28 protein-coding genes are annotated in these 26,906 nt (G+C 44.6%); 13 read left to right on the top strand and 15 right to left on the bottom strand.

Going from position 1 to position 26,906, the window contains the following annotated elements; all coding sequences use genetic code 11:
• Positions 1 to 5: 5 nt before the first annotated feature.
• From ACFPFU_RS14965 to ACFPFU_RS14940, 6 genes are all read left to right on the top strand, one after another.
• Complete coding sequence (locus ACFPFU_RS14965; RefSeq protein WP_377065580.1) at positions 6 to 485, top strand: Na+/H+ antiporter subunit E; 480 nt, start codon at positions 6 to 8, stop codon at positions 483 to 485.
• Positions 482 to 757 (top strand): cation:proton antiporter, encoded by a 276-nt coding sequence (locus ACFPFU_RS14960; protein WP_377065579.1) that lies wholly within the window; start codon positions 482 to 484, stop codon positions 755 to 757. Before ACFPFU_RS14965 ends, ACFPFU_RS14960 begins: the two co-directional genes overlap by 4 nt.
• The gene (mnhG, locus tag ACFPFU_RS14955) at positions 750 to 1,133 is read left to right on the top strand and encodes a monovalent cation/H(+) antiporter subunit G (protein ID WP_377065578.1); all 384 of its coding nucleotides are present in this window, start codon (positions 750 to 752) and stop codon (positions 1,131 to 1,133) included. The genes ACFPFU_RS14960 and mnhG overlap by 8 nt, the downstream gene beginning before the upstream one ends.
• Positions 1,126 to 2,271: a beta-propeller fold lactonase family protein gene (locus tag ACFPFU_RS14950; RefSeq protein ID WP_377065577.1), complete on the top strand. Its 1,146-nt coding sequence runs from the start codon at positions 1,126 to 1,128 to the stop codon at positions 2,269 to 2,271. The genes mnhG and ACFPFU_RS14950 overlap by 8 nt, the downstream gene beginning before the upstream one ends.
• A 107-nt stretch (positions 2,272 to 2,378) precedes the next feature.
• Positions 2,379 to 3,422: an aspartate--ammonia ligase gene (asnA, locus tag ACFPFU_RS14945; protein WP_377065576.1), complete on the top strand. Its 1,044-nt coding sequence runs from the start codon at positions 2,379 to 2,381 to the stop codon at positions 3,420 to 3,422.
• A 201-nt stretch (positions 3,423 to 3,623) separates the two neighbouring features.
• The gene (locus tag ACFPFU_RS14940; RefSeq protein ID WP_014020889.1) at positions 3,624 to 3,821 is read left to right on the top strand and encodes a cold-shock protein; all 198 of its coding nucleotides are present in this window, start codon (positions 3,624 to 3,626) and stop codon (positions 3,819 to 3,821) included.
• A 143-nt stretch (positions 3,822 to 3,964) separates the two neighbouring features.
• Here ACFPFU_RS14940 and ACFPFU_RS14935 read toward each other — a convergent pair whose 3' ends face one another.
• From ACFPFU_RS14935 to ACFPFU_RS14920, 4 genes are all read right to left on the bottom strand, one after another.
• The gene (locus ACFPFU_RS14935; protein WP_377065575.1) at positions 3,965 to 8,083 is read right to left on the bottom strand and encodes a hybrid sensor histidine kinase/response regulator transcription factor; all 4,119 of its coding nucleotides are present in this window, start codon (positions 8,081 to 8,083) and stop codon (positions 3,965 to 3,967) included.
• 101 nt (positions 8,084 to 8,184) lie between these two features.
• Complete coding sequence (locus tag ACFPFU_RS14930) at positions 8,185 to 8,841, bottom strand: Crp/Fnr family transcriptional regulator (RefSeq protein ID WP_377065715.1); 657 nt, start codon at positions 8,839 to 8,841, stop codon at positions 8,185 to 8,187.
• 95 nt (positions 8,842 to 8,936) lie between these two features.
• Positions 8,937 to 9,686, bottom strand: coding sequence for a LytR/AlgR family response regulator transcription factor (locus tag ACFPFU_RS14925; RefSeq protein WP_377065574.1), 750 nt, complete (start codon positions 9,684 to 9,686; stop codon positions 8,937 to 8,939).
• A gap of 5 nt (positions 9,687 to 9,691) precedes the next feature.
• Positions 9,692 to 11,758 (bottom strand): tetratricopeptide repeat-containing sensor histidine kinase, encoded by a 2,067-nt coding sequence (locus tag ACFPFU_RS14920; protein ID WP_377065573.1) that lies wholly within the window; start codon positions 11,756 to 11,758, stop codon positions 9,692 to 9,694.
• Between the two features lie 166 nt (positions 11,759 to 11,924).
• Between ACFPFU_RS14920 and ACFPFU_RS14915 the strand changes: the two genes are divergently transcribed.
• Entirely contained in the window at positions 11,925 to 12,518 is a 594-nt protein-coding gene (locus ACFPFU_RS14915; protein WP_377065572.1) for a hypothetical protein, read from the top strand.
• 309 nt (positions 12,519 to 12,827) lie between these two features.
• Here ACFPFU_RS14915 and egtD read toward each other — a convergent pair whose 3' ends face one another.
• The 3 genes from egtD to ACFPFU_RS14900 are packed head-to-tail and all read right to left on the bottom strand — an operon-like array spanning position 12,828 to position 15,951.
• A complete protein-coding gene (gene egtD / locus ACFPFU_RS14910) occupies positions 12,828 to 13,796 on the bottom strand; it encodes an L-histidine N(alpha)-methyltransferase (protein ID WP_377065571.1) in 969 nt (322 codons plus the stop codon).
• 21 nt (positions 13,797 to 13,817) lie between these two features.
• A complete protein-coding gene (gene egtB / locus ACFPFU_RS14905; RefSeq protein WP_377065570.1) occupies positions 13,818 to 15,002 on the bottom strand; it encodes an ergothioneine biosynthesis protein EgtB in 1,185 nt (394 codons plus the stop codon).
• Positions 15,003 to 15,012: 10 nt separating this feature from the next.
• The gene (locus ACFPFU_RS14900) at positions 15,013 to 15,951 is read right to left on the bottom strand and encodes a succinylglutamate desuccinylase/aspartoacylase family protein (protein ID WP_377065569.1); all 939 of its coding nucleotides are present in this window, start codon (positions 15,949 to 15,951) and stop codon (positions 15,013 to 15,015) included.
• 95 nt (positions 15,952 to 16,046) lie between these two features.
• On the opposite strand from ACFPFU_RS14900, the gene murB reads away from it, so the two are divergent.
• A complete protein-coding gene (gene murB / locus ACFPFU_RS14895) occupies positions 16,047 to 17,057 on the top strand; it encodes a UDP-N-acetylmuramate dehydrogenase (RefSeq protein ID WP_377065568.1) in 1,011 nt (336 codons plus the stop codon).
• Here murB and ACFPFU_RS14890 read toward each other — a convergent pair.
• On the bottom strand, positions 17,054 to 17,536 hold the full coding sequence (locus tag ACFPFU_RS14890) for a deoxycytidylate deaminase (protein ID WP_377065567.1): 483 nt from the start codon (positions 17,534 to 17,536) through the stop codon (positions 17,054 to 17,056). The genes murB and ACFPFU_RS14890 overlap by 4 nt on opposite strands.
• 226 nt (positions 17,537 to 17,762) lie before the next feature.
• Here ACFPFU_RS14890 and ACFPFU_RS14885 point away from each other — a divergent pair, with 226 nt between their 5' ends.
• From ACFPFU_RS14885 to ACFPFU_RS14875, 3 genes are all read left to right on the top strand, one after another.
• A complete protein-coding gene (locus ACFPFU_RS14885) occupies positions 17,763 to 18,134 on the top strand; it encodes a response regulator (protein WP_377065566.1) in 372 nt (123 codons plus the stop codon).
• Positions 18,135 to 18,210: 76 nt separating this feature from the next.
• Positions 18,211 to 18,696: a hypothetical protein gene (locus ACFPFU_RS14880; RefSeq protein ID WP_377065565.1), complete on the top strand. Its 486-nt coding sequence runs from the start codon at positions 18,211 to 18,213 to the stop codon at positions 18,694 to 18,696.
• Between the two features lie 65 nt (positions 18,697 to 18,761).
• Complete coding sequence (locus ACFPFU_RS14875) at positions 18,762 to 18,986, top strand: hypothetical protein (RefSeq protein ID WP_377065564.1); 225 nt, start codon at positions 18,762 to 18,764, stop codon at positions 18,984 to 18,986.
• Between the two features lie 95 nt (positions 18,987 to 19,081).
• Here ACFPFU_RS14875 and ACFPFU_RS14870 read toward each other — a convergent pair whose 3' ends face one another.
• A complete protein-coding gene (locus ACFPFU_RS14870; RefSeq protein ID WP_377065563.1) occupies positions 19,082 to 19,342 on the bottom strand; it encodes a hypothetical protein in 261 nt (86 codons plus the stop codon).
• A gap of 40 nt (positions 19,343 to 19,382) precedes the next feature.
• Positions 19,383 to 20,927, bottom strand: coding sequence for a peptide MFS transporter (locus ACFPFU_RS14865; protein ID WP_377065714.1), 1,545 nt, complete (start codon positions 20,925 to 20,927; stop codon positions 19,383 to 19,385).
• Between the two features lie 325 nt (positions 20,928 to 21,252).
• Here ACFPFU_RS14865 and ACFPFU_RS14860 point away from each other — a divergent pair, with 325 nt between their 5' ends.
• Positions 21,253 to 21,687: a peptidylprolyl isomerase gene (locus tag ACFPFU_RS14860; protein ID WP_377065562.1), complete on the top strand. Its 435-nt coding sequence runs from the start codon at positions 21,253 to 21,255 to the stop codon at positions 21,685 to 21,687.
• A 10-nt stretch (positions 21,688 to 21,697) separates the two neighbouring features.
• Here the strand turns inward: ACFPFU_RS14860 and ACFPFU_RS14855 are convergent, their stop codons facing one another.
• From ACFPFU_RS14855 to ACFPFU_RS14840, 4 genes are all read right to left on the bottom strand, one after another.
• On the bottom strand, positions 21,698 to 22,981 hold the full coding sequence (locus ACFPFU_RS14855) for a NupC/NupG family nucleoside CNT transporter (RefSeq protein ID WP_377065561.1): 1,284 nt from the start codon (positions 22,979 to 22,981) through the stop codon (positions 21,698 to 21,700).
• Positions 22,982 to 23,096: 115 nt separating this feature from the next.
• Positions 23,097 to 23,708 (bottom strand): bifunctional nuclease family protein, encoded by a 612-nt coding sequence (locus ACFPFU_RS14850; protein ID WP_377065560.1) that lies wholly within the window; start codon positions 23,706 to 23,708, stop codon positions 23,097 to 23,099.
• 6 nt (positions 23,709 to 23,714) lie between these two features.
• Positions 23,715 to 24,683, bottom strand: coding sequence for an electron transfer flavoprotein subunit alpha/FixB family protein (locus ACFPFU_RS14845; RefSeq protein WP_377065559.1), 969 nt, complete (start codon positions 24,681 to 24,683; stop codon positions 23,715 to 23,717).
• Positions 24,684 to 24,713: 30 nt separating this feature from the next.
• Entirely contained in the window at positions 24,714 to 25,451 is a 738-nt protein-coding gene (locus tag ACFPFU_RS14840; protein WP_377065558.1) for an electron transfer flavoprotein subunit beta/FixA family protein, read from the bottom strand.
• Positions 25,452 to 25,529: 78 nt separating this feature from the next.
• On the opposite strand from ACFPFU_RS14840, the gene ACFPFU_RS14835 reads away from it, so the two are divergent.
• Positions 25,530 to 25,847: a tetratricopeptide repeat protein gene (locus tag ACFPFU_RS14835; protein WP_377065557.1), complete on the top strand. Its 318-nt coding sequence runs from the start codon at positions 25,530 to 25,532 to the stop codon at positions 25,845 to 25,847.
• A gap of 31 nt (positions 25,848 to 25,878) precedes the next feature.
• Here ACFPFU_RS14835 and ACFPFU_RS14830 read toward each other — a convergent pair whose 3' ends face one another.
• Positions 25,879 to 26,877: a quinone oxidoreductase family protein gene (locus ACFPFU_RS14830; protein WP_377065556.1), complete on the bottom strand. Its 999-nt coding sequence runs from the start codon at positions 26,875 to 26,877 to the stop codon at positions 25,879 to 25,881.
• Between the last annotated feature and the right edge of the window lie 29 nt (positions 26,878 to 26,906).

Below are 26,906 nucleotides of genomic sequence, written 5' to 3'. Positions count from 1 at the left end.
CTACCATGATTAAGACCAGATTTCTAAGTAACCTTTTGCTCTCCTTCATTTGGCTGGCAGTCACGGGAGCTTTTACCTTTGAGAATTTTGTTTTTGGGTTCCTGCTAAGCTTTGTCCTTATGTGGCTGATTACAACCAACAGGAGAGAGGATAAATACTTCTATCGTGGACCCAAGCTGGTCGCTTTTATTTTCTTCTTCCTGTATGAATTGATAAAAGCCAATGTACAGGTGGCGTATGATGTGATTACGCCCAGATATTATATGAAACCGGGGATTATAAAAATACCCCTTACCGCCAAAAGCAACCTGGAAATCACCCTGTTGGCCAACCTGATTACCCTTACGCCCGGGACTTTGAGCCTGGATGTGTCGGATGACCGAAAAGTATTGTATGTACATGCCATGTATGTGAATGACAAAGAAACGTTTATTGCCAACATCAAGAACGGTTTTGAAAGGAAATTATTGGAAATATTAAGATGAGCCTATACGACTATTTATATTATGTGATATTGCCGGTTCTGGCCCTTTCCACGCTGATCATATTCGTCAGGTTCCTTAAAGGCCCCACTTTGTCCGACCGTGTGGTATCCCTGGATTTACTGCTAACCACCGGTATAGGGATCATTTCCATCTACAGTATCCACACGGACCAACCCACCTTCCTGGATATTGCCATGATCATGGCCCTGATTGCATTTCTGGGTACGGTGGCATTTTCTTATTACATGGAAAAAAGAGAAAAAAATGAATGAAATATTGATCATAGGACTAAGCTCCTTAGGAGCGCTTTTTATTCTTTTGGCAGCGATAGGAGTGGTAAGAATGCCGGATTTATACTTGAGGATATCGGTAACGACCAAGGCTGCCACCCTCGGTATAGGCCTGATTTTAGGAGCTGCAGCCTTTTATTTTCAGGACAGTGCCATTACTTCCAGAGTGCTTGCCATCATCCTCTTTATGCTGTTGACCGCTCCTGTCGGCGCCCATATGATTGGCCGGGCTTCTTATTTCACCGGCGTAAAACTTTGGAAAAATTCTAAATTTGATGATCTTAAGGGGAAATATGATCCTAAGACACATCAACTGTCAAGTGAAGATAAACCCATCAAATCCACAGACCATGAATAAGTTTCTTGCCGTTATGGCCGGCTTATTGCTGCTTGCATGCGGTAGCCCTGAGCAAAAGGAAGAACAAACCCAAAACAGTATGACCACTGACTATCAATTCCTACTTGGAACTTACAACGAAGAAAACAGGAAAGGCATCCACCTAGTGAACTTCGCACCGGACCAGGAAAAACTGGAGATATTGGCCACCGCACCGGAGCCTGACAATCCGTCCTTTGTCATCATGAACAAGACTCAAAACCTCGTTTTTTCCGTAGAAGAAACGGGAGGGGAACAGGGAGGTAAAGTCTCTTCATTTGCTTTAAAAGAAGGTAGGTTCGGTAAAATAAATTCTGTTTCTTCCCAGGGTGAACACCCCTGCTATGTCAGTATGGACCCTTCGGAAAAGTTTTTGGTGGCAGGAAATTATTCCTCGGGAAATTTTGCCGTGATCCCCGTAAGCCGGGAAGGCAGGTTATCCGATGCCGTACAGACCATCCAGCATCAAGGAAGCAGCGTAAACCCCAATAGACAAAAACAACCTCATGTCCATGCTGCTATATTCCATCCCCAGGATCACAGGCTGTTGATCGCAGATTTGGGCACTGATGAGGTAGTGGTTTACGATTTTGATTCCCAAAATGACAAGCCGGTGGCTGAAGAACCGTTTTATAGGCTGAAAGTAAGTCCTGGGGCCGGTCCCAGACATCTTGTTTTCAACTCCAAAGGAGACCGTCTTTATCTTGTCCATGAGATTACCGCTGAAATTGGTGTATATGGATACCTGGACGGAAAACTGGAGCACATAGCGACCCATAGCCTGCTTCAAGATGGATTTGAGGGGAAAGTAGGTGCAGCAGAGATAAGGATTACTGAAGATGACCGCTTTGTTTATGTATCCAATCGGGGCGAAGCCAATGAAATCATCGTTTTTCAAGCTCAAAATGATGGTGGGCTCACCCACATCCAAACCATTCCGTCCGGTGGGGAAGCTCCAAGAAATTTCAACCTGACGCCGGACGGAAAATACCTGCTGGCCGGCAATCAGAACAGCAGTAAGCTAGTGGTTTTCGAAAAAGATGATGATACCGGCAAACTGACGCCTACTGACATGACGTTGAATGTTAATAAACCCGTTTATATAAACTTCCTGAATTAAATCAAATTAACGACCCATCGGATTTCCAGTATTGGATTCTTTTCCTTAATATTGGAGCCGATTTCAAAACGGACGATAGTTTCTATTGCACGATTACAATGCAACATATGAATATGACAGAAACCAGTGCGCTGAAGTACGAAAGCATTCTGAACAGAAGGGAAACGGAAAAAGCCATTGACTTGATCAAAACCAATTTTCCGGTTTTGATGGCCAAGAGGCTTAATTTGTTTAAAGTATCCTGTCCTTTGGCCATTATTGACGGCACCGGAATCAACGATGACCTGAACGGTGTGGAAAGGCCTGTGGGATTCCCTATCAAGAACCAGGATGATGCCCGTGCCGTAGTGGTACAATCTCTCGCCAAATGGAAAAGATGGCAACTGGCTGAGTTGGAGGTAGCTCCGGGAGAAGGGATTTTTACAGATATGCGGGCGCTGCGTCCCGATGAGGACTATTCACCGCTGCATTCATTATATGTAGACCAGTGGGACTGGGAAAAGAGAATACCTGCCGAAGAACGCACCCTTTCATCCCTGAAAAATACTGTAAATGCCATCTATGACACTTACAAGGACATAGAAAAAATGGTGTATGATCAGTTCGAAGACATTACACCGGTCTTACCTGATGAAATTACTTTTATCCATTCAGAAGAATTGGTGCAACAATATCCGGATTTAAGTCCGAAAGAAAGGGAGTACGAAGCCTGCAAAGCCTATGGGGCCATATTCCTTATAGGTATAGGAAGTATCTTGAGCAACGGAGAAAAGCATGATGGACGTGCTCCCGATTATGACGACTGGTGCAGTGAGAATGAAGACGGGTTTAAGGGCCTGAACGGGGATATTCTGGTTTGGAATCCGGTTTTGGAAAATTGCTTCGAGCTTTCCTCCATGGGCATCAGGGTGGATGCGCCTACCCTGGAAAGGCAGCTGAAAATTGCCGGGGAAGAGAAAAGAAAAGAACTGTTTTTTCATAAAAAACTGTTACAAGGAGATCTCCCCGAAAGCATAGGAGGAGGGATAGGGCAATCCAGAACCTGCATGTTTTTGCTGAGAAAAAGGCATATAGGAGAGGTACAATCCGGTATATGGCCTAAAGAAGAAGTGGAAAAATGCCTTCAAGAAGGCATAAAACTGATGAAATAACTTCGGGCTTTTGAGATTATCCAAAAATATGCTCTTAAAGGGGCACCAAAAGGGCAAAAAAAACCGTTTTTTGCCCTTTTTTAGCTGAAAATGTATTTTAAGAAATCTTTAATTTTCAAAAAATAATTTTATCAATCACTTTTTTTTGTAAAAAGAATCCTTACCTTTACTTCCAATATTACAATCAATTTAATTACAATTATGAACACAGGAAAAGTTAAATTTTTTAATGAGTCCAAAGGATTCGGTTTTATTATTGATGATGAATCATCAAAAGAATATTTTGTGCATGTCTCTGGTCTAATCGACGAAATCAGAGAAGACGATGATGTATCCTTCGACCTCAAAGAAGGAAGAAAAGGTCTGAATGCGGTGAATGTGAAGGTAGTTAACGCATAACATAACATTGACATCAGTAATTGAAAGCAACCTTTAAAAGGTTGCTTTTTTGTTTTAACACCTTCCCATTTTTCTGTAAAATCAACCTTGAGTTTGCTCCTGACGAACAGGATTTTTTAAATCATTGTCGGCGGGGGTTGTCATCACGCCGTATTTTTGTCCTTGACATATTGGGAAGGAAGAGAGCCGTAGGTGGCCTTGAAATGCCTTGAAAAATACTTGGCGTTGTTGTACCCTACTTTATAGGCAATCTCGGAAACGGTAAACTGATGTTTTTCCAGCAGCTGGGCGGCACGCTGCAACCGGATCATTCTGATAAATTCCAAAGGACCGTTTCCTGTAAGTGAGCTTATCTTCTTGTAAAGGTGAACCCTGCTCATTCCCAATTCGCGGCTCAATTGCTCAACAGAAAACTCTGGGTTATCAATCTCTTTCTCTACGATAGCCACTGCATTCTGAATCAGTCTGTCATCCAATGATTCAAGCTCTTCCTCGCTGGTATCCACCGTAATCTTCTTCCGGTAATGCTTTTGCAATCTTTCCCTTTCCGACAATAAATTATGAATACTTGAAGCGAGAATTTCCAGATTGAAAGGTTTATGCATGTACAAATTACAGCCAGAGTCAATCCCCTGTAACTGATCTTCCTCTGAGGTTTTTGCGGTCAGCAATATTACCGGAATATGAGAAGTCTTGATATTGGTCTTGATCTGCTTGCAAAGCGTCGCCCCATCCATATGCGGCATCAAAAGGTCCGATATCACCAGATCGGGGATATAATGAAGCGCTATTTCCAAACCTTCTTTCCCATGAGAGGCTTGCAAAACATTGTATTCCCTTCTTAAGACTTCGCTCAGATACTGTCTGAGCTCTTCGTTATCTTCCACAATAAGGATACTTGGCTTTACGGTATTTTCGGGTGAATCACCCAAAGAAAACAATGACTCTTTGCCATTGTCCACGGCGTATTTTTCCCATACCAAGATGTTTTCATCTACCTTTAAGGGCAGCCGAACCTCAAAGACGCTTCCTTCACCCTTCTTGCTTTTAACTTCAATGGTACCTTTATGCAACTTCGTAAATTCCATGGCCAAGGACAGGCCGATACCGGTGCCTTGGTTGTTTTCTGATTCCATGGTGAAGTACCTATCAAATATTTTATCAATATGCTTATCATCAATCCCTATACCGTTATCCTCAAACCGGATGGCAAGCATTCCCTCTGCATTTCCACGTTGGGAAAATTCCAGCTCCACATGTATGCTTCCTCCATCCGGCGTAAACTTGAACGCGTTGGACAAGAAGTTGAACACAATCTTTTCCAGTTTATCGGGATCAAAAGTGGTGGAAATGGAACGGACGTTTGAGGAAAAAGAAAGATCGATGTTCTTTTTCTGTGAAATGCCCTGAAAGGATTTTACATTTTCTTCAACGAAAGCGATGATATCACCTTCTGACGGACTGAGTTTCAACCCTTCTTTTTCAATATTTTTGATGTCCAGGAGTTGGTTGATGAGTAACAACAGCCTTTTTGCATTTTTTTGAATAGTTTGATATTGGAATACTTCCGGAGAATCCGGTCTGTCCTGAAGCAATTTCTCCACGGGAGCCAGAATAAGGGTCAAGGGGGTCCTGAACTCATGGCTGACATTGGTAAAAAACCTGGTCTTCATTTTATCCAGTTCAGCAAGTCTCCTGCTTTCCTTCAACTCGTCCTGCCGTTTCAACCTCTCCCTTTCCCTGGCCACAAACCATCGCCAGGCCAAAATGAACAGGATGAAAAACAAAATAAAATAACCTACATAAGCCAAAGGCGTCTTCCAAAAGGGAGCTTTTATTTCAATCCTTAGACTGTATTCATCATTTCCCAAAATACCGTCAATATTAGTTGCCTTCACAACCAGTCTATAGTTCCCGGGATCCAGGTTGGTATAGGTCACCTTGAAAGGAGGTGTTTGCAACATTATCCATTCCTCATTGAAACCTTCCAGTTTATATAAGAACCTGCTTTTAGCAGGATTGAAATAATTAAGTGCTGAAAAAGAAACGGAGAAAATATTTTCATGATGCCTGAGTTGGATTTTCTCAGCTTGATTCAAGGAAGAGGAAAGGAGGGATCTTCCATTTATCTCTTCATGGACAGCCACCGGCTGGTTGAATAATTGAAATTCAGTAAACACCACCTTTGGCTCAGAGGTATTGAAATTAAACGCTTCAGGATCCAATACATTGAATCCGTTTGACCCTCCAAAATAAAAATTACCCTTTTTGGAAGCAAAGGCGGCGTTTTTATTGAAATAGGCGCTTTGCAACCCGTCTCCCTCATCAAAATGACCAAATTCCAGTTCAAAAACATCTCCCGTCCGGTCTACATTGGCATGGATTAAACCGCCCTGGGAACTTATCCAGAGATTGCCGTTTTTTTCTGCCAGCACCGAAATCAGGTATTCATTAGGCAGCCCCTTTGCTTTGTTAAAGCTGACAAAGCGGTCTTTCCTTCTATCATAGTAAGCCAAGCCCTTGCTTGTTGTCACCCAAATGATGCCTTCATGATCTTTGGCAAGTTCCGTGACATACTTTATACTAAGCCCTGAAACATCATCACTTTTACCGGAGAAAAACTTATGGAAGCCATTGTCTATATTGAATACATCAATACCATTGTTACCCCCAACCCAAATGTTGCCTTTTTCATCCTCCAAAAGTGCCGTGACGTACTTGTTGCTCAAAGGAAATTCCTCTCCATCCGCCGGAAAGTGGATGAATTTTTCAGTTGTCCGGTCATACAAGTGAAGGCCTTCCCTGAGCGTGCCTACCCATAATCTTCCCTTGCTGTCTTCAAAAATCTTCCAGATATTGTTATCCCTCAATGAACCGGGTTTTAACAAATCCGCCGTGAAATGTTTGAATGAATCCCCATCATATGCATAGAGGCCATTTTGGTAAGTCCCGATCCAAAGCATGCCATCCCTATCCATTTTCATATCTACGATTACCTCTCCGGGTTGGAGTCCCGGACCGGTGACAGGAAATACATCATGGGAAGTTTTGTTTACTGGATCGTACTTCCAAAGCCCCCCTCCATTGGAACCTATGTATAAATAACCGTTTTGATCCTCCTCAAAAGCATTCACATCATTGAAGGGTAAGGGGCTTGTTTGCTGCATATCCCTTCTTACCAGATCAAACCGGGAAATGCTGGAATGGTATAAATGAATCCCCTTTTTATGGGTACCTATCCAAATGACATCCTGTTCGTCTCTGTATAAGGCATACACCGCATTATGAGAGATACTTCTCGGCTCCTCCGGCTGGTGAAGAATATAGCTCACACTTTGATTATGCTTGTCTATCAGGTTGATCCCGCCGTGATCAGTGCCCACCCAAATCTTACCCTTTGGATATTCCATGATGCTTTGTATCAGCGGATTATTCAGCCTAAAAACAGAAGACGTGTCATTGATATACCGGATCGAAGACGTGGAAGTGGAAATATGCGCGAGACCTAACGCATAGTCCGGACAAAATATCCAGGCATCCCCGTCCTCATCCATAAATATCTCCAGTTGGTAGCTCAAGGCGGGATCCAGAAACTTATCCGCCTTGTAGCTTTTAACCGCGGTAAGGTTTTCCGAATCCAGCACATCCACAGCGCCGTTTTGATAAACCACCCAAAAATCGCCATCGGGAGCTTCATCGATATAGGAAACGTGGTTGTAACTTAAACTACCTTGGATGGAAGAATTCTGGGCAAAATAAGTGGCTTTCTTGTTGGACGGGTCATAAAGCGTCATTCCTTCAAATGGATGGACAAACCAATATCTGCCTTTGGAATCCTTAAAAACCATCTTTACCTGTTCACTTTTCAGCTGGTACTTCTGTGCCATACGCCCCAGACTTCTTTCAAATATTTCTTCTTCCTTGAGGTATACGTTAAAAATGCGGTTGAAATTTTTCAACCAAAGATTCCCCTCCGGCCCCTCATATATCCTGAAGATGGAGTTCTGGCTTAGAGCGGAAGAATCCGCATCATCACTCAAAAACGTGCGCATGGACGTGCCGTCATAGCGATTCAACCCATTTGCTGTGCCAAACCACATCAAACCGTCCTGGTCCTTAAAAATAGCCTGAACGTCGCCATTGGAAAGTGCCTTGTCCCCTTCCAGTTTTTTGAACAACATGCTCCCACTTTCCTGTCCGGCTGCGGGATCAACTGAGAAAAGGAAGGCAAAAACAAACAAACAAACCAGTTTATAATGCATTTTTAGGCTGATCGGATTCAGTATCAAATTTAAAAACATCTCTCTTACCTCCGCTATCTTTTTAAATAAAAAAAACAAAACACACTGATTATCAGTAAATATCACCGGCTTATCAATTCTTCAAAATCATCCCTGATATAAATGATGTTCCGCCCAAGCTCAATCCATCGTTTTTTTTCCAGCTGTTTGAGCAGCCGTGAAACCACTTCTCTTGATGTCCCCAGCTCGTTGGCGATTTCCTGATGAGTGATATGGAGTTCATTGGCTTTGACTTGCTTCATTTTGGTGACAATATAGCGCATCAGCCGTTCGTCCATTCTCTTGAATGCTACCGCGTCCAGGGTATGCAACATTTCCTGAAACCGGTGTTGGTAGGTCTGGGCCACGTAATTTTTCCACTGTTTATATTCGTCGGTCCATTTTTCATGCATTTGCACCGGAACAGCTAAAACAAGGGTCGGTTCTTCCGCAAGGGCCTTGATCTCACTGGTTTTTGAGGATGAGCAGCAGGTCAGGGAAAGCGCACAGGTATCTCCCGGCTCCAAATAATACAAAAACAGTTCTTTGCCATCTTCATCCATCCGGAGGATTTTGATGGCGCCCTCCAAAACGATGGGGACTGTTTTAATGAACTGACCGGGGGTCATGATGGATTGCCCCGGTTCTATTTTCATCAAAATGCCCTCTTTCGCGAGCGCTTCCAAAAGATGGTTATCCGTAAAAAAAGGCAGCTTTCTTTTTAATTCTTCCAATGCGATCATTACTTACTATATATAGTTTGTCCTCTCTGTTTATTGAAAATCTCCGTCTCTGCTGTATAGGTTTATCAATTTTCTTCCATCACACGCATCCCTTACCGGCCCTTTAATTGTCTCACCAGATTCTCTTTTTTTCTGGTTGAGACCTCTATCTCGGTTCCGTCCATCAGTACCAACGTGCCGCCTTTTCCCTTTCTGTACTGTTTCACTATATCCAAATTAACCAAATGGGAATTATGGACACGGAAAAACCCATAGTCCTTCAACTGTTCCTCAAATTCTTTCAGGGTTTTGGACACCGTTAGCTTTTGCCGGTTTTTCAGGAAGATGTGGGAATAATTCACGTCGGCCTGTAACCGGGTGATTTCATCGGCAAATATAAAAGTAAGCCCTTCATTTGAAGGCAGACAAACTCTTTTTCTTCCTATAAATCTATTTTGAAGATGAGTTAAAAGGGTGTCCATTTTTGCCGCCCGTAGTTCCATAGATGCTTTTTCTTCCAATTTACCCAACGTACGCAAGAGATCTTCCGCTTCTATCGGTTTGAGCAGATAATCCACCGCTGAAACTTTAAACGCTTCTACCGCATATTGGTTATGGGCTGTGGTAAACACGACATCAAAAGGTACAACCGGAAGGGAAAGCAACCAGTCAAATGCAGAAACAGCGCCCAGTTTGATATCCAGAAACACCACCTGTGGATTTTCGCGAAGCAAACTCTCGGCCTCTTTTACGCTTTCGGCCGAACCCAATAAGGTCACCGTGTCTTTGGCATAATGTTCCAATAATCTTTCAAACCGTAGCCGGCAATGTGCCTCATCATCTACCAGAATAGCCTTGATCATTTTTTCTAATTAGAAAGGTTTAATTCTACCTTGAAACCATGTTCCAAATCAATATGGCTGACACTGGCTTCTCTGGATTGGGTGATGTTCCACATGGCCAATCTGTCAGCGGTAAGGGACATCCCGCGGGATTGCCATCCCGGATGCTTTGTCTGTTTTATCCCGGCTTTTCTACCCACTCCATTGTCCTCCACCGAGCAGGAAATACCGTTTATCGTCTTATAAACCAATATCAGGATTTTACCAGGCCCTTCCATCCCAGACAGGCCATGCCAAATGCTGTTCTCCACATAAGGTTGAAGTAAAAGGGGCGGTACTTCGATCTGATCGGGGTCCAATCCTTCCTCTACCTTGATGTTGTAAGTAAACTTGTTGTTCAATCGTAAGGATTCCAATTGCATGTAAAGCTCCAACATCTGGAGGTCCTCACTCAGTCTGATGGCCTTTTCCCCACTTTTTTCGAGGATCATCCGCATTAACTTGGCAAACTTTCCCAGATAATAATCCGCTGTCATCGAATCATTTCTCAATATGAAATCACTTATGGAATTTAACGAATTAAAAATAAAGTGCGGGTCCAACTGTGCTTTTAGCCATTTCATCTCCGTTTCTGCCATATGCTGTTTCAAAGACGCCTCTTTTTCCCGTTCCTTGGCATCCCTCTTCTTCTTATACAACGCATAAGCCACCCAGGAAAAGAACAAAACACTTATGAAGCCTACCAAGAAAATATTCTTCTGCCATTGCTGCCTCCGGGTCTCTGCTTTCCCCACTTCCAATTCCTTTTCATGTTCGGCCTGTAGCAGAGCCGCTTTTTTTTCAAACCCGAACTGCACTTGTTGGCGCATCAGTTCTTTTCGCTTCGTATCGTTCATAATACTGTCGCTGATCTCCACATGGGATTTGTACCAGTATAATGCCTTCGCATAATCTCCCAGCCTTTCAAAAGACAGGCTGAGATCTCTGTACACATCCTCCAATACGCCCAGTGCGCCGGATTCGATCGCTGTATCTTTGCTTTTAAGCCTCCATTCCAACACAATTTGCGGCACCTCTGCGGGGGAAATGCCCAAAGCAGCAAGCTCGCCCGGGGACATTTCTTCCAACAAAGCCGCTATCTGAAGGTAATTTCTGCTCCTGTTTTGCAAATCATGGCTACCTTCATACAGGATTCTGGCTTTTTCAAAATGATCGAAAGCCTTGGCATAAAGTCCCTGTTTCCTGAAAACTTCCCCCATATTGGTATAATCGCTGGCCACCCGCCGGTCATTCCCTATAGCTTCATTGATTTCCAAGGCCTGAACAAAATAGGCCATTGCTTGGTCATGCTGCTCTTTCATATCATAAATCGCCCCCAGATTTCCCATGGCGTTGGCCATCCCCTGCCTGTTGTCCAAGGCAGTATAAACGGCGAGCGCCTCCAGATGGGAATTTAGCGCGTCATCCAGCTGGCCGATATTTTTATACACCAGTCCTATATTGGTGGCGAGGTTGCCTTTCACCACGCTGTCGTCTTCAGCGGCAAGTCTGGCAGCTTCCAAAAAGGTTTCCAAGGCTTTGGTATAATCCGCAAGCGCCAGGTATACCACTCCCATGTTGCTGTAATTGTAATATTGACCGGGGAGGTGGTTTAAATCCCTGAACAGCTGAATGGCTTCATCATGCTTTGCTATAGCCGTTGGAAAATCGGAAAGGTTATAATGGACCAATGCCAGGTTGCTCAATGCCCTGGCCATGCCCACGGGGTTTTTTGCAGCCCCATGGATTTCCAGGGATTTTTGATAAGCTTTCAAAGCCAAAGAGTCCTTTCCTTTAGCCCAGTAATTTGTTCCCAGATGACTGTAAGCTACGCCCAAAAACCGGTCATGAGCTAGATCACGAGCCAGGTCAAGGGCCTTTTCAGCATAAAGTACACCCGAATCCGGATTGATGGGATGGTAAGCATAGGCAATCTCGTTCAAAAGGGTGAGCTGAACAGTATCCCTCGCGGCGTTCCGGGAAGCCTCACCCAATAGGGAATCCAATTGGCTGCTTTGGGAGAAACCGAGCAATGGCGATAGCCATAACAACATTATCAATGATTTTTTCATCAGAATGACCTGGAGAAGCCCTTATTCTTCCGGATACTAAACAGTTACCTGCAATTAATAAATAATCCCCCACATTCAATCAATCTCCCTTTACTTTATTATATGTCTACTCTAATTTCAGAAATAATATTTTAAAAAAAGCAAAAAAATGAAAAGTTTTACAACCAACAAAAAAATTCTTACAGTAGCAATCGCCATAATTTGGGGATTTGTACTATCGCCACTGGAATCAAGGTCCCAAGCCTTCGATAAAGGGACAAAGGTGCTCAGCGCCGGAATAGGCATAGGCAGTTCTCTGGGCAGCTTTTCGTATTCTTCACAGCTACCTGCATTGAGTGTGCAGTATGAACAGGGCGTATGGGAAGTTGGCGGACCCGGGGTCATCAGCCTCGGAGGGTATCTGGGTTACAAAAGTTATAATTGGCGCCATGAATCAACCGGCTTCACCTCTTCTGCCAGTTGGAAATATACCATTGTAGGACTGAGAAGTGCTTATCATTATCAAGGGCTTGAAAATGACAACATCGATGTTTACGGCGGATTGATGCTGTCGGCAAACATCCTCAATTATACCTACAAGGACTCTACCGGTGGAAACATGAATTCAGGCAATTTCGGTAATACCACCGGGTTCACCTTGTATGTTGGGGGACGGTACTATTTTGCTCCCAATCTGGGAGTCTTTTCGGAGCTGGGCTATGGAGTCTCATACCTTAATCTCGGTTTGGTCCTGAAGCTTTAATTCTTCGTATTATTTTTTCGCACATCAGGGAATGGAGCGAAAACATGATTTCCGGTATGAAGTTCTTGCAATCCGCGAGAGGGGGGCAAGAGATGAAATGCATTCAATCTCTTACCCAAACCTCTCCTTCTTTTTTTGCAGTGACCGCGGTACCATAGAAAATGTGTTGCCCCATCCTCCTATTAAAAAGTCCGGTCTCCATCTTCCGGCGTGCCCGTATTGATTCAAATGGCCTGAAGACCATGGAAACTTTCCCCGGATAAGCCAACCTTTAAAAAAAGGACCGAAAACAAATGTTCACAGCTCTCCCTATACTATCTTGCGACAAAGCATGTCTGCAAAATACCTTTTATCATCCATAAAGACCTCTATGACTTCAAACCCGGCCTTTTCCACCAATTCACTTACGTCCGACACGCTGTATTTTTGGGAAATTTCGGTAAAAATGGGCTCTGCCATTTCAAAAGAGACTTCCATACCCAGTTGTTCGACGAACACCCGCTGTTCCTTCAAACTGACAAGGTGGCTTTTGCAGGTCCCTGTAACGGGATCATATACCGGCCAGTGCCTGAACGCATCCAGGTCAAAATCAGCACCCAACTCCCTATTGATCCTTTTCAATAAATTCAGGTTAAAAGCCTTTGTCACTCCGCCTTCATCATTATAGGCCCTCAAAATAACTGCCGGGTCTTTTTTCAAATCAAAACCCAGGAGTAACTGGTCACCGGACTCAAGTGAGGCAGAAATAGAGTCCAAAAGGGACTTGGTCTCATTCTCTGTATAATTGCCAACGTTGGAGCCAAGGAAGATCATCAAGCTGGGCTGATCGTTCCGCCATGCGTTCTTCTTTAAGGCCTCAAAATAATTTTCGGCGATAAGGCGAAAAGACAAATCCGGAAATTCTTTCTTCAAGGTCTCCGATAATAAATCCAAAACATTGGAAGAAATATCGTTGGGATAATAGGTAAAAGGGATATGCTGCTGATAGAGGTAAGAGAGCAGCAGCTTGCTTTTAAATCCGTCCCCAACCCCCAACTCTATTAAATTGAACTTTTGTCCCAAATCCACTATGGGTTTCAGGATTTTTTCCCGGTCGGTCTCTAAGATGCTGAATTCTGACCGGGTAAGATAATACTCGGGTATTTTCATGATCTGCTGAAAAAGCAGATCCCCATATTCATCATAGAAGTACCTGGAAGGGATATGTTTGGGATGTGCTGTCAAGCCTTTTGCCACGTCTTTTGCAAAAGCGGATTGATAGATATAGTCTGTCTTCATAAAAGTTGTAGGGATAAAATATTAGGATCTTGCAAGCCGGATTCCGGTAAACTGCCATCTTGATTCCGGACCAAAGAAATTGCGGTAACTGTACCGGGAATGACCTTCTGAGGTAGTCACAGATGCTCCCCTGAGCACCATCTGGTTTATCATAAATTTGCCATTGTATTCGCCGATGGCCCCTGAGGGCTTCTTGAATCCCGGATAAGGCAGATAGGCAGAATTTGTCCACTCCCATCGCTTACCCCAATCAAAATGATGGCAGGCGGCTTCCCACTCATATTCGGTGGGCAGACGATATCCGGACCACTCTGCAAAGGCCGCTGCTTCGTAAAAAGAAATATGTGCAACAGGTGCCGCTAAATCCAAATCCGTCATACCATCCAAGGTATAAACCCTGTAGGCTCCCTGCCCATCCGGTATCCAATACAAAGGGGCTTTGATTTGATTTGCGTTTATCCATGCCCATCCGTCGGAGTGCCAAAATTCACTTTTCCGGTATCCACCGGCTAAGATAAACTGCAGGTATTCACCATTCGTCACCAGCCTGGTGCTGATTTCGCAAGGATGCAAATATGTTCTGTGCCTCCCTAGTTCATTGTCAAAACAAAAACCGTCCCCTTCATAACCTATTTCATATAAACCCTCTTCGATTGGATGCCAACCCCCTTCTTTTTCTATGGGATATTCCCCAATGTCCAATATCCGGGGGTAGAGAGGGTTATGAAAGAGGTTATATTTCAGGTCTGTGAGCACCAGTTCCTGATGCTGTTGTTCATGACTTATGCCCAATTCGAGCAGCGGCCTGAACTCCTCGATATCGGAACGGCTCAGAAATTGCTGCATATGTGTGTCGACATGAGACCGGTAAGCCAGTACTTCATCAACGGTAGGCCGACTGATCAAGCCACGCTGGTCACGGGGCACCCGCTCTCCTACCTTATTGTAGTAACTATTGAACAAATAGTTAAATTGCGGGTGGAATTCTTTGTATCCGTTGTGGTATTTTTTAAGTAAAAAAGTCTCAAAAAACCAGGTAGTGTGGGCCAAATGCCATTTTACGGGACTGACTTCCACGGCTGCCTGAAGACCAAAATCCTCAATTTCCAGATTTTGGCACAATGCCAGGGTTTTTTCCCTTACCCCCTGAAATAGAAGACCCAATTGGGAAACGGTTGCTGGTTGAATAGCGGTTGATCGATCCATTTTAAAATGATTACATCTTTCCTATATGAATTAAGGCATCGCCTGCGTTGATTACAGGCTGGTTGTTAATACCAATTACAAAACCATTGACAGAGCTTTTTACCGGAACCTTAACTTGCCCGTAAGGATCTGTTATCCTGGCCATAACCTGACCTTTCCTCACCTCTTCTCCCTGGGATACATTGGGAGTGAATATACCCGATACTTTTGCCCGGGTCCAAGAACTCTCCCTTAATTTCATGGTCCTGCTTTCCGAAACTTCCCCATCAATCATGCCAAGATGCGTAAGCATTCTGCGTGTCCCGGCAATGCCTTCCGAAATAACCCTGTCGTCCAAACGCATCGATTCCCCTCCCTCATAAACGAGAATGTGTTTTTTCATTTTGTAGGCTTCCTTGCGGAAAGATTTGTCAATAGGAGGGGAATTGACCGTAAAATGCGCCCCAAAGGCCTCTGCAAGCCTCAATCCCTTTTTATCTCTGAAATCTACCCGCACTTGGGGAAAGTTGGAAAGCATACGCCCTCCTGTATGAAAATCTATACCATAATCTATCTGAGGGATGATCTGATGCGTCAGAATATAAGCTATCTGAGACGCCAGCGAACCCTTGTTGCTTCCCGGAAAACTCCTGTTGAGGTCCCTTCCGTCTGGAAAGGTTCTGGAATTACTGAGAAAACCGTATACATTTACCAGGGGAATAAAAATCAATGTCCCTTTGATGGGCACAAACAGCCCATCTTCCAGCATCTGTTTTACTGCAACTATCCCATTGATTTCATCCCCGTGAACACCACCGCTGATTAATACTGAGGGGCCCGGCAATTTGGCACTCCTTATAAATACCGGCAAATCAATGAGTGTATGGGTAGGTAACCTGGCAATGGCGATCTCCAGGTTAAGCGACTGGCCGGGTCTTATCCTGACACCATTGATGATCATTTCCCTCATAGTTAAAGAAAAAGGTTAGCTGTTTATCTGTTTGATGGGGAATTCGTTTTCTAATTGCCCAAATAATTTATTATTTCGCATAATATTAACTAATTATGAAGATACTAGAAAACGTTTCATTAAAGGAATACAATACTTTTGGAATAGACAAAAAGGCACATTTTTTCATACAGGCCAAGGAAATACAAGACATCCGGGAAGCCATCACCTGGTCCCGGACCCAAAAGCTCCCTCTGTTTGTTCTCGGCGGAGGAAGTAACGTGTTGTTCACGCATGACTTGGAAGCGGTGGTTTTAAAGGTGAACATCCAGGGGATTTCCATTAGCCGGGAATCCGGGGAACATGTCTGGCTTAAAGCAGGGGCCGGGGTCGTCTGGCAGGACCTTGTGGACCATGCTATAAAAAAAGGATGGTCAGGGATCGAAAACCTCTCGTGGATTCCCGGCACTGTAGGAGCCTCTCCCATGCAAAACATAGGTGCTTATGGTGTAGAGATCAGGGAAGTGTTTGATCACCTGACAGCCGTAAACAGGGAGACTTTACAAACAGAAACATTTGATAATGAAGCCTGTTGCTTTGGGTACAGGGAAAGCATTTTTAAAAACCATCTTAAAGACAAATACATCATCAGCTATGTGGTACTGAAACTTAACAAGCAACACCATTTCAATACCAGTTATGGGGATGTCCAAAAAACCCTGGAGGAACTCGGCTATGCGCCCGACATTCAATCCATCAGCGAAGCCGTCATTCGTATCCGACAAAAAAAACTCCCCGATCCCAAAGCGATCGGCAATGCTGGAAGTTTTTTCAAAAACCCAACCCTATCCCAAGAAACATTTGACCGGCTGAAGCGCAGGTTTCCTGATATACCTGGATATACTACAGCAAACGGAGTAAAAATCCCGGCGGCATGGCTCATAGATCAGGCCGGCTGGAAAGGCAAACGTTTTGGCCAAGCAGGCGTCCATCACCGTCAGCCACTGGTACTGGTGAATTTTGGGGCGGCTGAAGGAAAAGACATCCTGGACCTGAGCAAGATGATACAGGAAGACATCTCCCAAAAATTCGGCATTCACCTCGAGCGTGAAGTAAATGTGATTTAAATCAGTGGATCGTCTATGATGAGCCTTTTGCTGTATTTTTCAACGGAGATACCGAATTTTCTGAGAAATGTTATCCCCTCATCTTCAGTAAGACCTTTATATTCCGCATAGGAGTACATGTACATTACTTTATGAATCCCCATGGAATAAATGATCCTGGCGCAAGGCAGACATGGGGCGAGGGTCACATACAGGGTAGACCCCTCTACCGAAGCTTTATTTTTGACCGCATAAAGTATCGCGTTTTGCTCAGCATGTAAAGCCAGGGAGCAGCTACCCTTACTGTCCCGGCTACAGCCCGTTTCCGGAAATTCCTCATCACAGTTATGTGTACCGGAAGGAGGGCCGTTGTAACCAATTGAAATGATCCTGGTTTCCTTGGTGAGTACAGCGCCCACATGTTTTTTTATACAATGGGATCTTTTGGCCAAATTCACGGCCAGTTCCATAAATATGTCATCAAAATCCGGTCGGTCCATAGAAAAGCTAAATCGTAATATTCCCGGGTAAAAGTAGTATTAGTTATCCAATTTAAAAACCTTACCTGTTTCATTGAAAAATCAACTTTAATGCGGGAGTTTCATCTTTCTGAGAGATAAGCCCTTTTTTAGGTGAAAAATATAAAGGTACCGGTAGTTTATTAAAAACTATTACGTACTTTTGTATAAATTTAATTGCTTTTTAAAAACATGTTTTTGTATTTCGATGGTTAAAATAGTCCTCATAGATGATGATCCCATCAGCATTTTTGTAACAGAGAAGCTGATACACAAAAACGTCCGGATGCCTTGTAAGATCTTCAGCTTTGACAATGCACTGGATGCTTTGAGGGATATAAAGAATATAAAACCCCAGTATCTGTTTGTTGATCTGAATATGCCGGACATGTCCGGGTGGGATTTTTTGGAAAGGTTTTGTCCCAAAAACAGGGAACCGGAGATATATATACTGAGTAGCTCGATCGACCAGAGAGACATCAACAGGGCGAATCAGTATGACCAAGTAAAAAAATTTCTTTCCAAACCCCTTATCAAACATTATGTGAATATGATCTTTGGAGAAGAAAGACAGGCTTGAATTTTATTTTTAGCTCTTTCCTTTTATAAATGCTTCTTTTGTTTTATACTGTTGTCATCAAAAAAGCGGAAAGGCCATGGCAAAAGCGAATCCCGTCCTTATCAAAGCCCTTAAGAAAACTGTTCTAAAGCTAAAAAACGGAGCTTCTTACCAATGGGGCCACATGGGGGCCTGTAACTGCGGCAACCTTGCGCAGGAAATCAGCCAATTAAGTAAGGGGGATATCCACCGTTATGCCATGCAAGGCCACGGGGACTGGAGCGAACAACTGAGGGATTATTGTCCCACAAGCGGATACCCCATGGACCTGCTTATCTCCAAGCTCCTGGAAACAGGCCTGGACATTGATGATTTGAAGCATTTGGAAAGATTGTCCGATCCCTGCGTCCTGGCTTTGCTCCCCCTCGGGAAGAGGGGAAACGTCAAATACAATGACAGATCAGATGTTATTGCCTATCTGGAATGCTGGATAGACCTACTGGAGGAAGATTGGTCCAAAAATGCCTTTACAGGGCAACCCGTAGCCTCCGAAAAAATAAATGCTCCCTGCATATTGAGTTAATTAGTAATTTTTTATTAATTAGCGAAGACAAAGGTTAAATTAACAACTCACTAATTTTAGCTCCTATGATAGAGGACTTTGATGACGACTACGACGACGATCTGGATGATTTCGAAGACGAATTTGCCGATGAATTCAGTGATGAAATCTTTGACGAGGATGAAGATACGGGCCTTGAAGATGATGTTTTCAGGGATTTCGAGGAGGATGACTTCGAGGATTCCGATGAGTTTGACGAAGATGACTTCGAAGATGAGGGTGAAGAAGATGAGGACGACCGGGACTATTGAGGCCGTAAGCGCTTAACGCCCATTGCTCCTTATTTTAGCCTATGGCCGGCCTTTTAAAATACAACTCCTTCAATCAAAAAAGCAGTATTTCTTTCTTAAAGTTGTACTGCTTTTTTATTGGTCATTTTGCAAAAACAGCATTCTATATTATCTTGCGAAAAAATTTGATAAATAAAAAAACAAAAACATATGCTACTAGAAATTTTCAGTTCGCCAATAGCTTCAGGAGCCCAATTATTTTGGCTTATTGTTTGTATACTTGTCGGTTTAGGAGCTGGGATTTCTGCCATAGATTTCCGCAAGACAGTATTTAAAAAGGGTTCCAAAGAAGGTTGACGAAAACCTGAACATTTCATTCCCTTCTAAGTTTATATTGAGCCGGTTCTTAGCCGGCTTTTATTTTACGTTGCCCATCAGGGACCGGATGGGCTTTGACAGCAATAATAAAACGGCACCGGCCCCCATTGTAGTGTAAACAATGAGTGCATACCGGTCAGGCATCTGCTGCAACGCGTCTGCCGTTCCCCCGCTCGCCTCTCCGGCTATCCTTCCAGCCACTAGATTTCCTAACGCTATGGAAAAAAACCACATTCCCATCATCTGTCCGGCAAACTTTTTCGGGGCAAGCTTGGTGGTCAGACTGAGCCCCACCGGGCTAAGGCTCAGCTCACCAAATGTGTGAAACAGATACGTCACTACCAACCAAGTTGGGGCGGCCACTCCCCCACCGGCGGCTATTTTAGCTGCAAAATACATGATCAAAAACCCTATTCCAAGCAAGAGCAGGCCAATGGCAAATTTAAGGGGTGAACTGGGTTCCAGGTTTCTCCTTCCCAACCATACCCACATCGCTCCAAATAAAGGGGCAAATATGATGATAAAAATGCTGTTGATGGATTGAAAATAGCCCGTGGGTATCTCCCATCCAAACACATGACGGTTGGTAAACCTTTCCGCAAATAGGTTCAGAGAAGATCCTGCCTGTTCAAAGCCAGACCAGAAAATGGCGGAAAATGAAAACAAAATGGCAATCACCAGCACCTTCTTTTTTTCTTCTCCATTAAGTCCGCCAAAAAACAGGACATAGAGGAAAAACAACAACGCCACCAAAGCTATCACTGTGTTGGCTAAAGCCGCTACTGCGGAGGCATTGACGGAAAAAATGCCGAGAAAAAAAAGCAAGATGACCAATGCCACGACGGTCCCTACTCCTATGGTGACCCGGATAAGCCTTTTCCGCTTATCCTGTTCCTCCTTACCTCGGGGGACTGGAGCCTCACCTAAGCGGTCGAGGTATTTCCCCGTAAGCCGGTATTGTACCAGTCCCATCAACATGCCGAATCCCGCAAGACCGAACCCTAAATGCCAGTCATATACCGCTAAAGTGCTACAGGCTATGGGAGCCATAAAAGCACCGAGATTGATTCCCATATAGAAAATGGAAAAGCCAGCATCCCGCTTGGAACTGTTTTCCGGGTACAATTGCCCCACAATAGAACTGATGTTGGGTTTCAGCATGCCTGTACCGATCACGATCAATACCAGGCCGAGAAAAAACGTCTGCAAATCCAGACCGGTAGGTGCCGACCGCAGGTCGGCTTCTTTGACCAACCAACCGACCAAACCTGGCAAGGCCATGGTGAAATGGCCCAAGGTAATGATGATCCCGCCGTACCAAATCGATTTTTTGAGCCCCAGCAGCCTATCGGCCAACCATCCACCGGGAAGCGCCAGTAAATATACCGCCATACTATAAAGGCCATAAATTGCTCCTGAAGAGCGGTCATCAAACCCCAGCCCTCCCGCCGTTGCCGGGGCTGTCATGAAAAGTATCAGCAACGCCCGCATGCCATAGTAACTGAACCTTTCCCACATTTCCGTAAAAAAAAGCGTCATCAACCCCTTAGGGTGGCCGAACAACTCTGGGCCTTCCATTTCCATGATTTCTTCCGGGGCATTGCGTTTGCCCAAAAACTTATCATCTTTTTCCAATACCAGGCTTATTTATTTTGATGGATCCTTTAGCTTCCCTTAAAAAACCTAGAGCGCATGAGTATGAACGCTATACCTCATACAATTGCTCATATTGCAATGATACTACAATTATTTCTGTATTATTGCAAAAAAATCAATAAAGTAAGCATGAAATGGCCATGAGCGGTGGCGCTCAGTCTGACGAAAATGAATAAATTGGAAATGAAACCCCTTGCTTTTCGGAAGGCTATCAGGCCATTCCATATGACCATGTAAAACAAATTATAATTATATGAAAACAGGAGAAATACACACCGAAAAAGGCATCATGACCGTGGACTTTTATGAAAAAGATGCGCCTAACACTGTGGCCAACTTTGTCAAGCTTTCCAAAGAAGGGTTTTATGATGGACTGACTTTCCATCGGGTCATCCCAAACTTTGTGATTCAGGGCGGCTGCCCAATAGGCAACGGAGCGGGAGGACCCGGTTATACGATAGACTGCGAACTGGAAGGAGAAAACCAATACCACGACCGGGGGGTTCTGTCCATGGCTCACGCAGGCAGAAACACAGGAGGCTCGCAGTTTTTCATTTGCCATAACCGGACCAATACCCAACACCTGGACAGAAACCATACCTGTTTTGGAAAAGTCACCGATGGTTTGGAGGTCTTGGACCAGATCCGTCAGGGGGACAAAATCGAGAAAATCATTATCAATGATTAACGGAAACCCATCAGAATAAAGCCCCGGCAATAGTCGCCGTCATCAGACAGGCAAGCGTGGCGGCCAACAAAGCCCTCATCCCGAGCCTGGAGAGATTTCCCTGTTGACCGGGTGCGATACTTCCTATCCCTCCCACCTGGATGGCGATGGAGCTGAAATTGGAAAACCCACAAAGCGCATATGTAGCGATGATGATGGATTTTTCTGTCAACCCACCGGCTTCCTTCATTTCAGCCAATCCGAGATACGCTACAAATTCATTGATGACTGTCTTTTGGCCTAAAAGGGAGCCTACGGACAAAGTGTCTCCCCATTCGACCCCTATGACCCAGGCAAACACCCTGAAAATCTGCCCCAAAATATACTCCAAAGAAAGGCCTGAAAATTGCCCCTCGGTAGCCTTCGCTATTACGAGATTTATGCCGGTAGGATCTCCGATCACTTCTGACAATATATAGTTAATGGCCGCTATGACTGCGATAAAAGCCAATAGCATTGCCCCTACATTCAGCGCCAGTTTCAGCCCTTCTGAAGCCCCCCTGGCCATGGCGTCAATGAGGTTCACGTCCTGGATTTCCCCACTGATCTCCAGGTTTTCATTAATGGCGGACCTGTCTGTTTCCGGGATGATAATCTTTGACATGACAATGGCCGCCGGGGCATTCATTATGCTGGCGCCGAGCAGATAAGTGGCAAACCTGGTCTTCTGTACGGGGTCATCTCCTCCCAAAAAAGCCACATATCCCGCCAAAACACCCCCTGCTATGGTGGCCATCCCGCCAGTCATGAGGCACATCAGTTCGGACCGCGACATGGTGGGAATAAAAGGCCTGACCAAAAGAGGGGCTTCTGTCTGACCCAGGAAGATATTTCCCGCAGCCGAAAGGCTTTCTGCCCCCGAAAGCCGCATGGTCCTGGACATCACCCAAGCAATGGCATACACCACTTTCTGTAAGATCCCTAAATAGTAAAGGCCCGCGGATACCGTCGAAAAAAATATTATAGTGGGAAGTACCTGAAAAGCAAAAATAAATCCAAAAGAATTGGTGGCTAAGTCCCCAAAAAGGAAAACCGCCCCGTCTTGGGAAAACCCCAAAAACCTTACAAAGATGGCGCTTATGGCAGTAAAAACCCTGGCCACCACATCGACCTTGGTAATCAAAATACCGAACAATGCCTGCAAGGCCACACCTATTGCCACCAATCGCCAATCCACCTGCTTTCTGTTGGCTGAGAACAGGGTAGCCACCAACAGCAGCACCAAAATACCAAGCAGGCCTCTAAAGTACTCCATCTACAAGTTCAGGGTTAAATTTCAAGCTGCCTGATTTTTTGTATGTTCCAGGCCTCCAATAGTGGCAAAGGGTAGCCTATAAAAACAGCCCGGCAACTTCATACCGGGCTTTATTTTAGTTTCTGCGATTGATTTCATCCCTTAATCTGGCAGCCCTTTCATAATCCTCATTATTGATCGCTTTTTGGAGCATCTGATTAAGCTTTTCCAGGCTGAAATCTTTCAGCGAAGCATCGGAGGATTTTTTCTTTTCCCCCTGGCCGCTTGGCGGGGATTTGGGTCCGGCGGCCTCTTGTTCCCGCTTTTCATCCTCTTCCGTAAATTCAATAGCCGCCTCTGACATTACCGACTTGGCACAGTAGATGGGTGCATCGAACCTGACCGCGATGGCAATGGCGTCAGAAGGCCTGGCATCGATTTCAACTTTTTTAAAGGCCCCCTGGCAAACTATCTTTGCATAAAAAACGCCTTCCCTCATATCCGAAATAAGAACATGCTCGATGGTAAAATCAAAATTAGAGGAAAAAGATTTAAAGAGGTCATGGGTCATCGGCCTGTTTGGGATAATCTTCTCAATCTCAATCGCTATCGCCTGGGCTTCAAACATACCAATAACGATTGGCAACCTCCTTCTGCCTTCTAATTCACCCAAGACCAGCGTAAATGAACCAGACTGCGAATGGTTGGATGACAAACCTAATATTTCTAACTCAACAGTATTGTCCACGGGCTGTTATTTTATGGCTTTTATTGCTTCAGTTAACTTAGGCACCACTTCAAAAGCATCTCCTACAATTCCATAGTCCGCTGCCTTGAAGAAAGGCGCTTCCGAATCCTTGTTTATGACTACAATATACTTCGATGAATTGACACCTGCAAGATGCTGAATTGCTCCGGATATTCCAATGGCTATGTACAAAGTCGGTGAAATCTTCACCCCGGTCTGCCCCACATGTTCATGATGCGGTCTCCATCCCATATCGGAAACTGGCTTGGAACATCCAACCGCAGCTCCAAGGGACTTGGCAAGTTCTTCTAAAATCCCCCAGTTCTCCGGACCTTTTAGTCCTCTGCCACCTGACACCACTATATCGGCCTCGGGCAGTAAAACATCCCCTTCCGCCTTGTCGGTTCCTGTTATTTTGGCTGCAAAATCATTTTCAGGAATATCTACATCAAAAGGTTCAACATTGGGCGCTGCCCCATCGGTTTTGATTTCAACGGTATTCTTTTTAATCGCAAGTATTTTCCTTTCTGTTGTGATGGCTGTATCGGCAAAGGCCTTGCCGGTATAGATGCTCCTCCTGACTTTGAAACCATCAGAGGTATCCGGCAACGAGACCACGTTAGAAACCAAACCTGCTTCGAGCTTAACGGACAGCCGGGATGCAACAGCATCTCCCAGGGAAGATTTGGCCAACACCACTATCTGTGCCCCGGATTTTTCAAAGGCCTGTGCTACAACCGTCGCATGGGCCTGAATGATCCCCGCATTCAACCGTGGATCGGTTACATGGAATATCCTAGAAGCTCCTGCAGCACCCACAGCACTCCATTCACTTTCATTAACCGAACCCAAAGCAATGACTGCAACATCGCCCTCCCCCTGATTTTGAGCGAGTTGATGAGCATAAGATATCGCCTCCAGAGAAGATTTTTTGACTGTCCCCTCATCATGTTCTATATATACCAATATTGACATAACTTCTGTTTTATTTAGGTTAAACCCGGTTTAAAGTACTTTTGCCTCATTCTTAAGTAACTGCACCAATTCCTCCACCTTGTCTTTGTCTACTAATTTTACGGCGCCTTTAGCGGGAGGCAGCGCATATTCCCTGACATCGGTGTTGACCTCATCGGTGACAGGCTCCACGGTATTTAAAGGTTTGGTCCTTGCCGACATGATACCCCGCATATTAGGAATTTTCCACTCCGCTATGGGTTCCTGACAGCCTGCTATGAACGGCAAGGCCACTTCAATATATTCCTTACCTCCTTCTATCTCTCTTGCCATCTTACCCACATTGTTCTCAATGTCAAGTTTCATCACCGGTGAGATGGACGGAATTTCCAGCAATTCACCCACCATTCCGTGCACCATGCCCCCATTGAAATCAATGGATTCTCTTCCCATCATGATCAAATCATAATTCCCTTCTTTCGCATAATGGGCAATCTGCGAGGCCACAAAAAAAGCATCCTTTGGAAAAGCATTGATCCTAATGGCTTCATCGGCACCGATAGCAAGTGCCTTCCTCAAAGTGGGTTCGCTCTCCGCCTCCCCCACATTCAAAACAGTAATGCTGCCGCCACTCTGTTCTTTAAGTTCGACAGCTCTGGCCAACGCGTAATCATCGTAGGGGCCTATGATGAACTGCACGCCGGATTTATCCAGCTTGGTATTGTTATCCGTAAACTGAATCCTGGAAGTGGTATCAGGAACATGCGTTATACAAACAAGTATTTTCATAAACTTTTATTTCAATTTTTGCTAAATTAGTCAATTTAATGAATACACCTTTTATTTAAAAAAAAGACCATGAACAATATGGACCGAATCCGCGAACTTCTGCAATTTGCTGAAGAAGAACCGGAAAACCCGTTCAATATTTACGCCCTTGCTCTGGAATATCAAAATCAGGACAAAGAAAAGGCATCTTTTTATTTTAACAAACTATTGGAGGAACATAAAAATTATCTTCCCACCTATTATCATGCAGCAGCGTTTTATGCCTCGGAAGGCAATATATCTCTGGCAAACAAGCTCTACCTTGAAGGCCTTGCGTTGGCAAAAAGACAAAACAACCAGCATGCCAAAAAGGAACTTGACAACGCTTATCTCAACTTTCAGTTGGAAAACGAGTAAAATCCAAACCGTTATGCCGGGGAAATGACCTCTATACCTTTAATACCAATTTGCCCATTTGATTTCCGGATGCCATCTTTTCAAAGGCCTCCAAGGCATTTTCAAGGGGTCTGACACTGTCTATCTGTGGAACTATTTTTTTGCCGTTCACGAACAGAAGCATATCAGAAAAATCCTGATCACTGCCCATCGTTGATCCCTGTATCCTGATCTGGTTCCAAAAAACCTTCCTGGCATTGAGTTGGGAAGGGTTGCCCAAAGTAGCTCCGTAAAAAACGATGCTGCCCCCCGGCCTCACCACGTCCAGCAAATTTGAAAGGGTATCTCCCATCGCGCTGTCCACTATTAAATCAAAACCGCCACTCATATCCAAAGCTTGCTTTGGCCATGATGCCTCCTGATAGTCAAAACCCGCCTTCACTCCCATGGCAATGGCTTTATCGATTTTTGATTTTTCGCCGCTGTTCACATAGACTTCGGCACCCATAGCCACCGCAAACTGAACGGCCATCTGTGCCACGCCTCCGCCATATCCCGTGATCAACACTTTATCACCTTTTTTTACCTTTCCATGATACACCAGCGCCCGATAAGCCGTCAGTCCGGCCAGCGGCAAAGCAGCCGCTCTTTCAAAATCCAAATGCTCAGGCTTGGTATGCAATCTGTCGGCATCCACATGAAGGTACTCCGCAAAAGTCCCGTGGTCCGGCATGCCCAGAATTCTAAAATTGCGGTCCTGAACCCGGGAATTATTTCCCCAATGTATGGCCGGGTTAATGATGACCTCCTTCCCAATCCAGGAACTGTCAACTTCATTCCCCACAGCTATCACTACCCCTGCGCCATCCGATCCTAATACCACTGCATCTGTGAGATTAGGGTATTTTCCTTCCCTGCACCACTGGTCTCTATGATTCAAAGCGGCGGCATGAATCTTGATTTTTGCTTCGTTGACTCCCAAGGTAGGGAGATTCATGGCTGCCAAACGGATTTTATCGGGATGTTGGCTGTCCAATACGACTGCTTTCATAGGGGTTGGTATTTGGCAATTCACTTATG

The organism is Negadavirga shengliensis (assembly GCF_042652345.1).
Lineage (GTDB): Bacteria > Bacteroidota > Bacteroidia > Cytophagales > Cyclobacteriaceae > Negadavirga > Negadavirga shengliensis.
The sequence above is the reverse complement of the archived record's forward strand: the minus strand, read 5'-3'. Positions and strand labels throughout refer to the sequence as shown.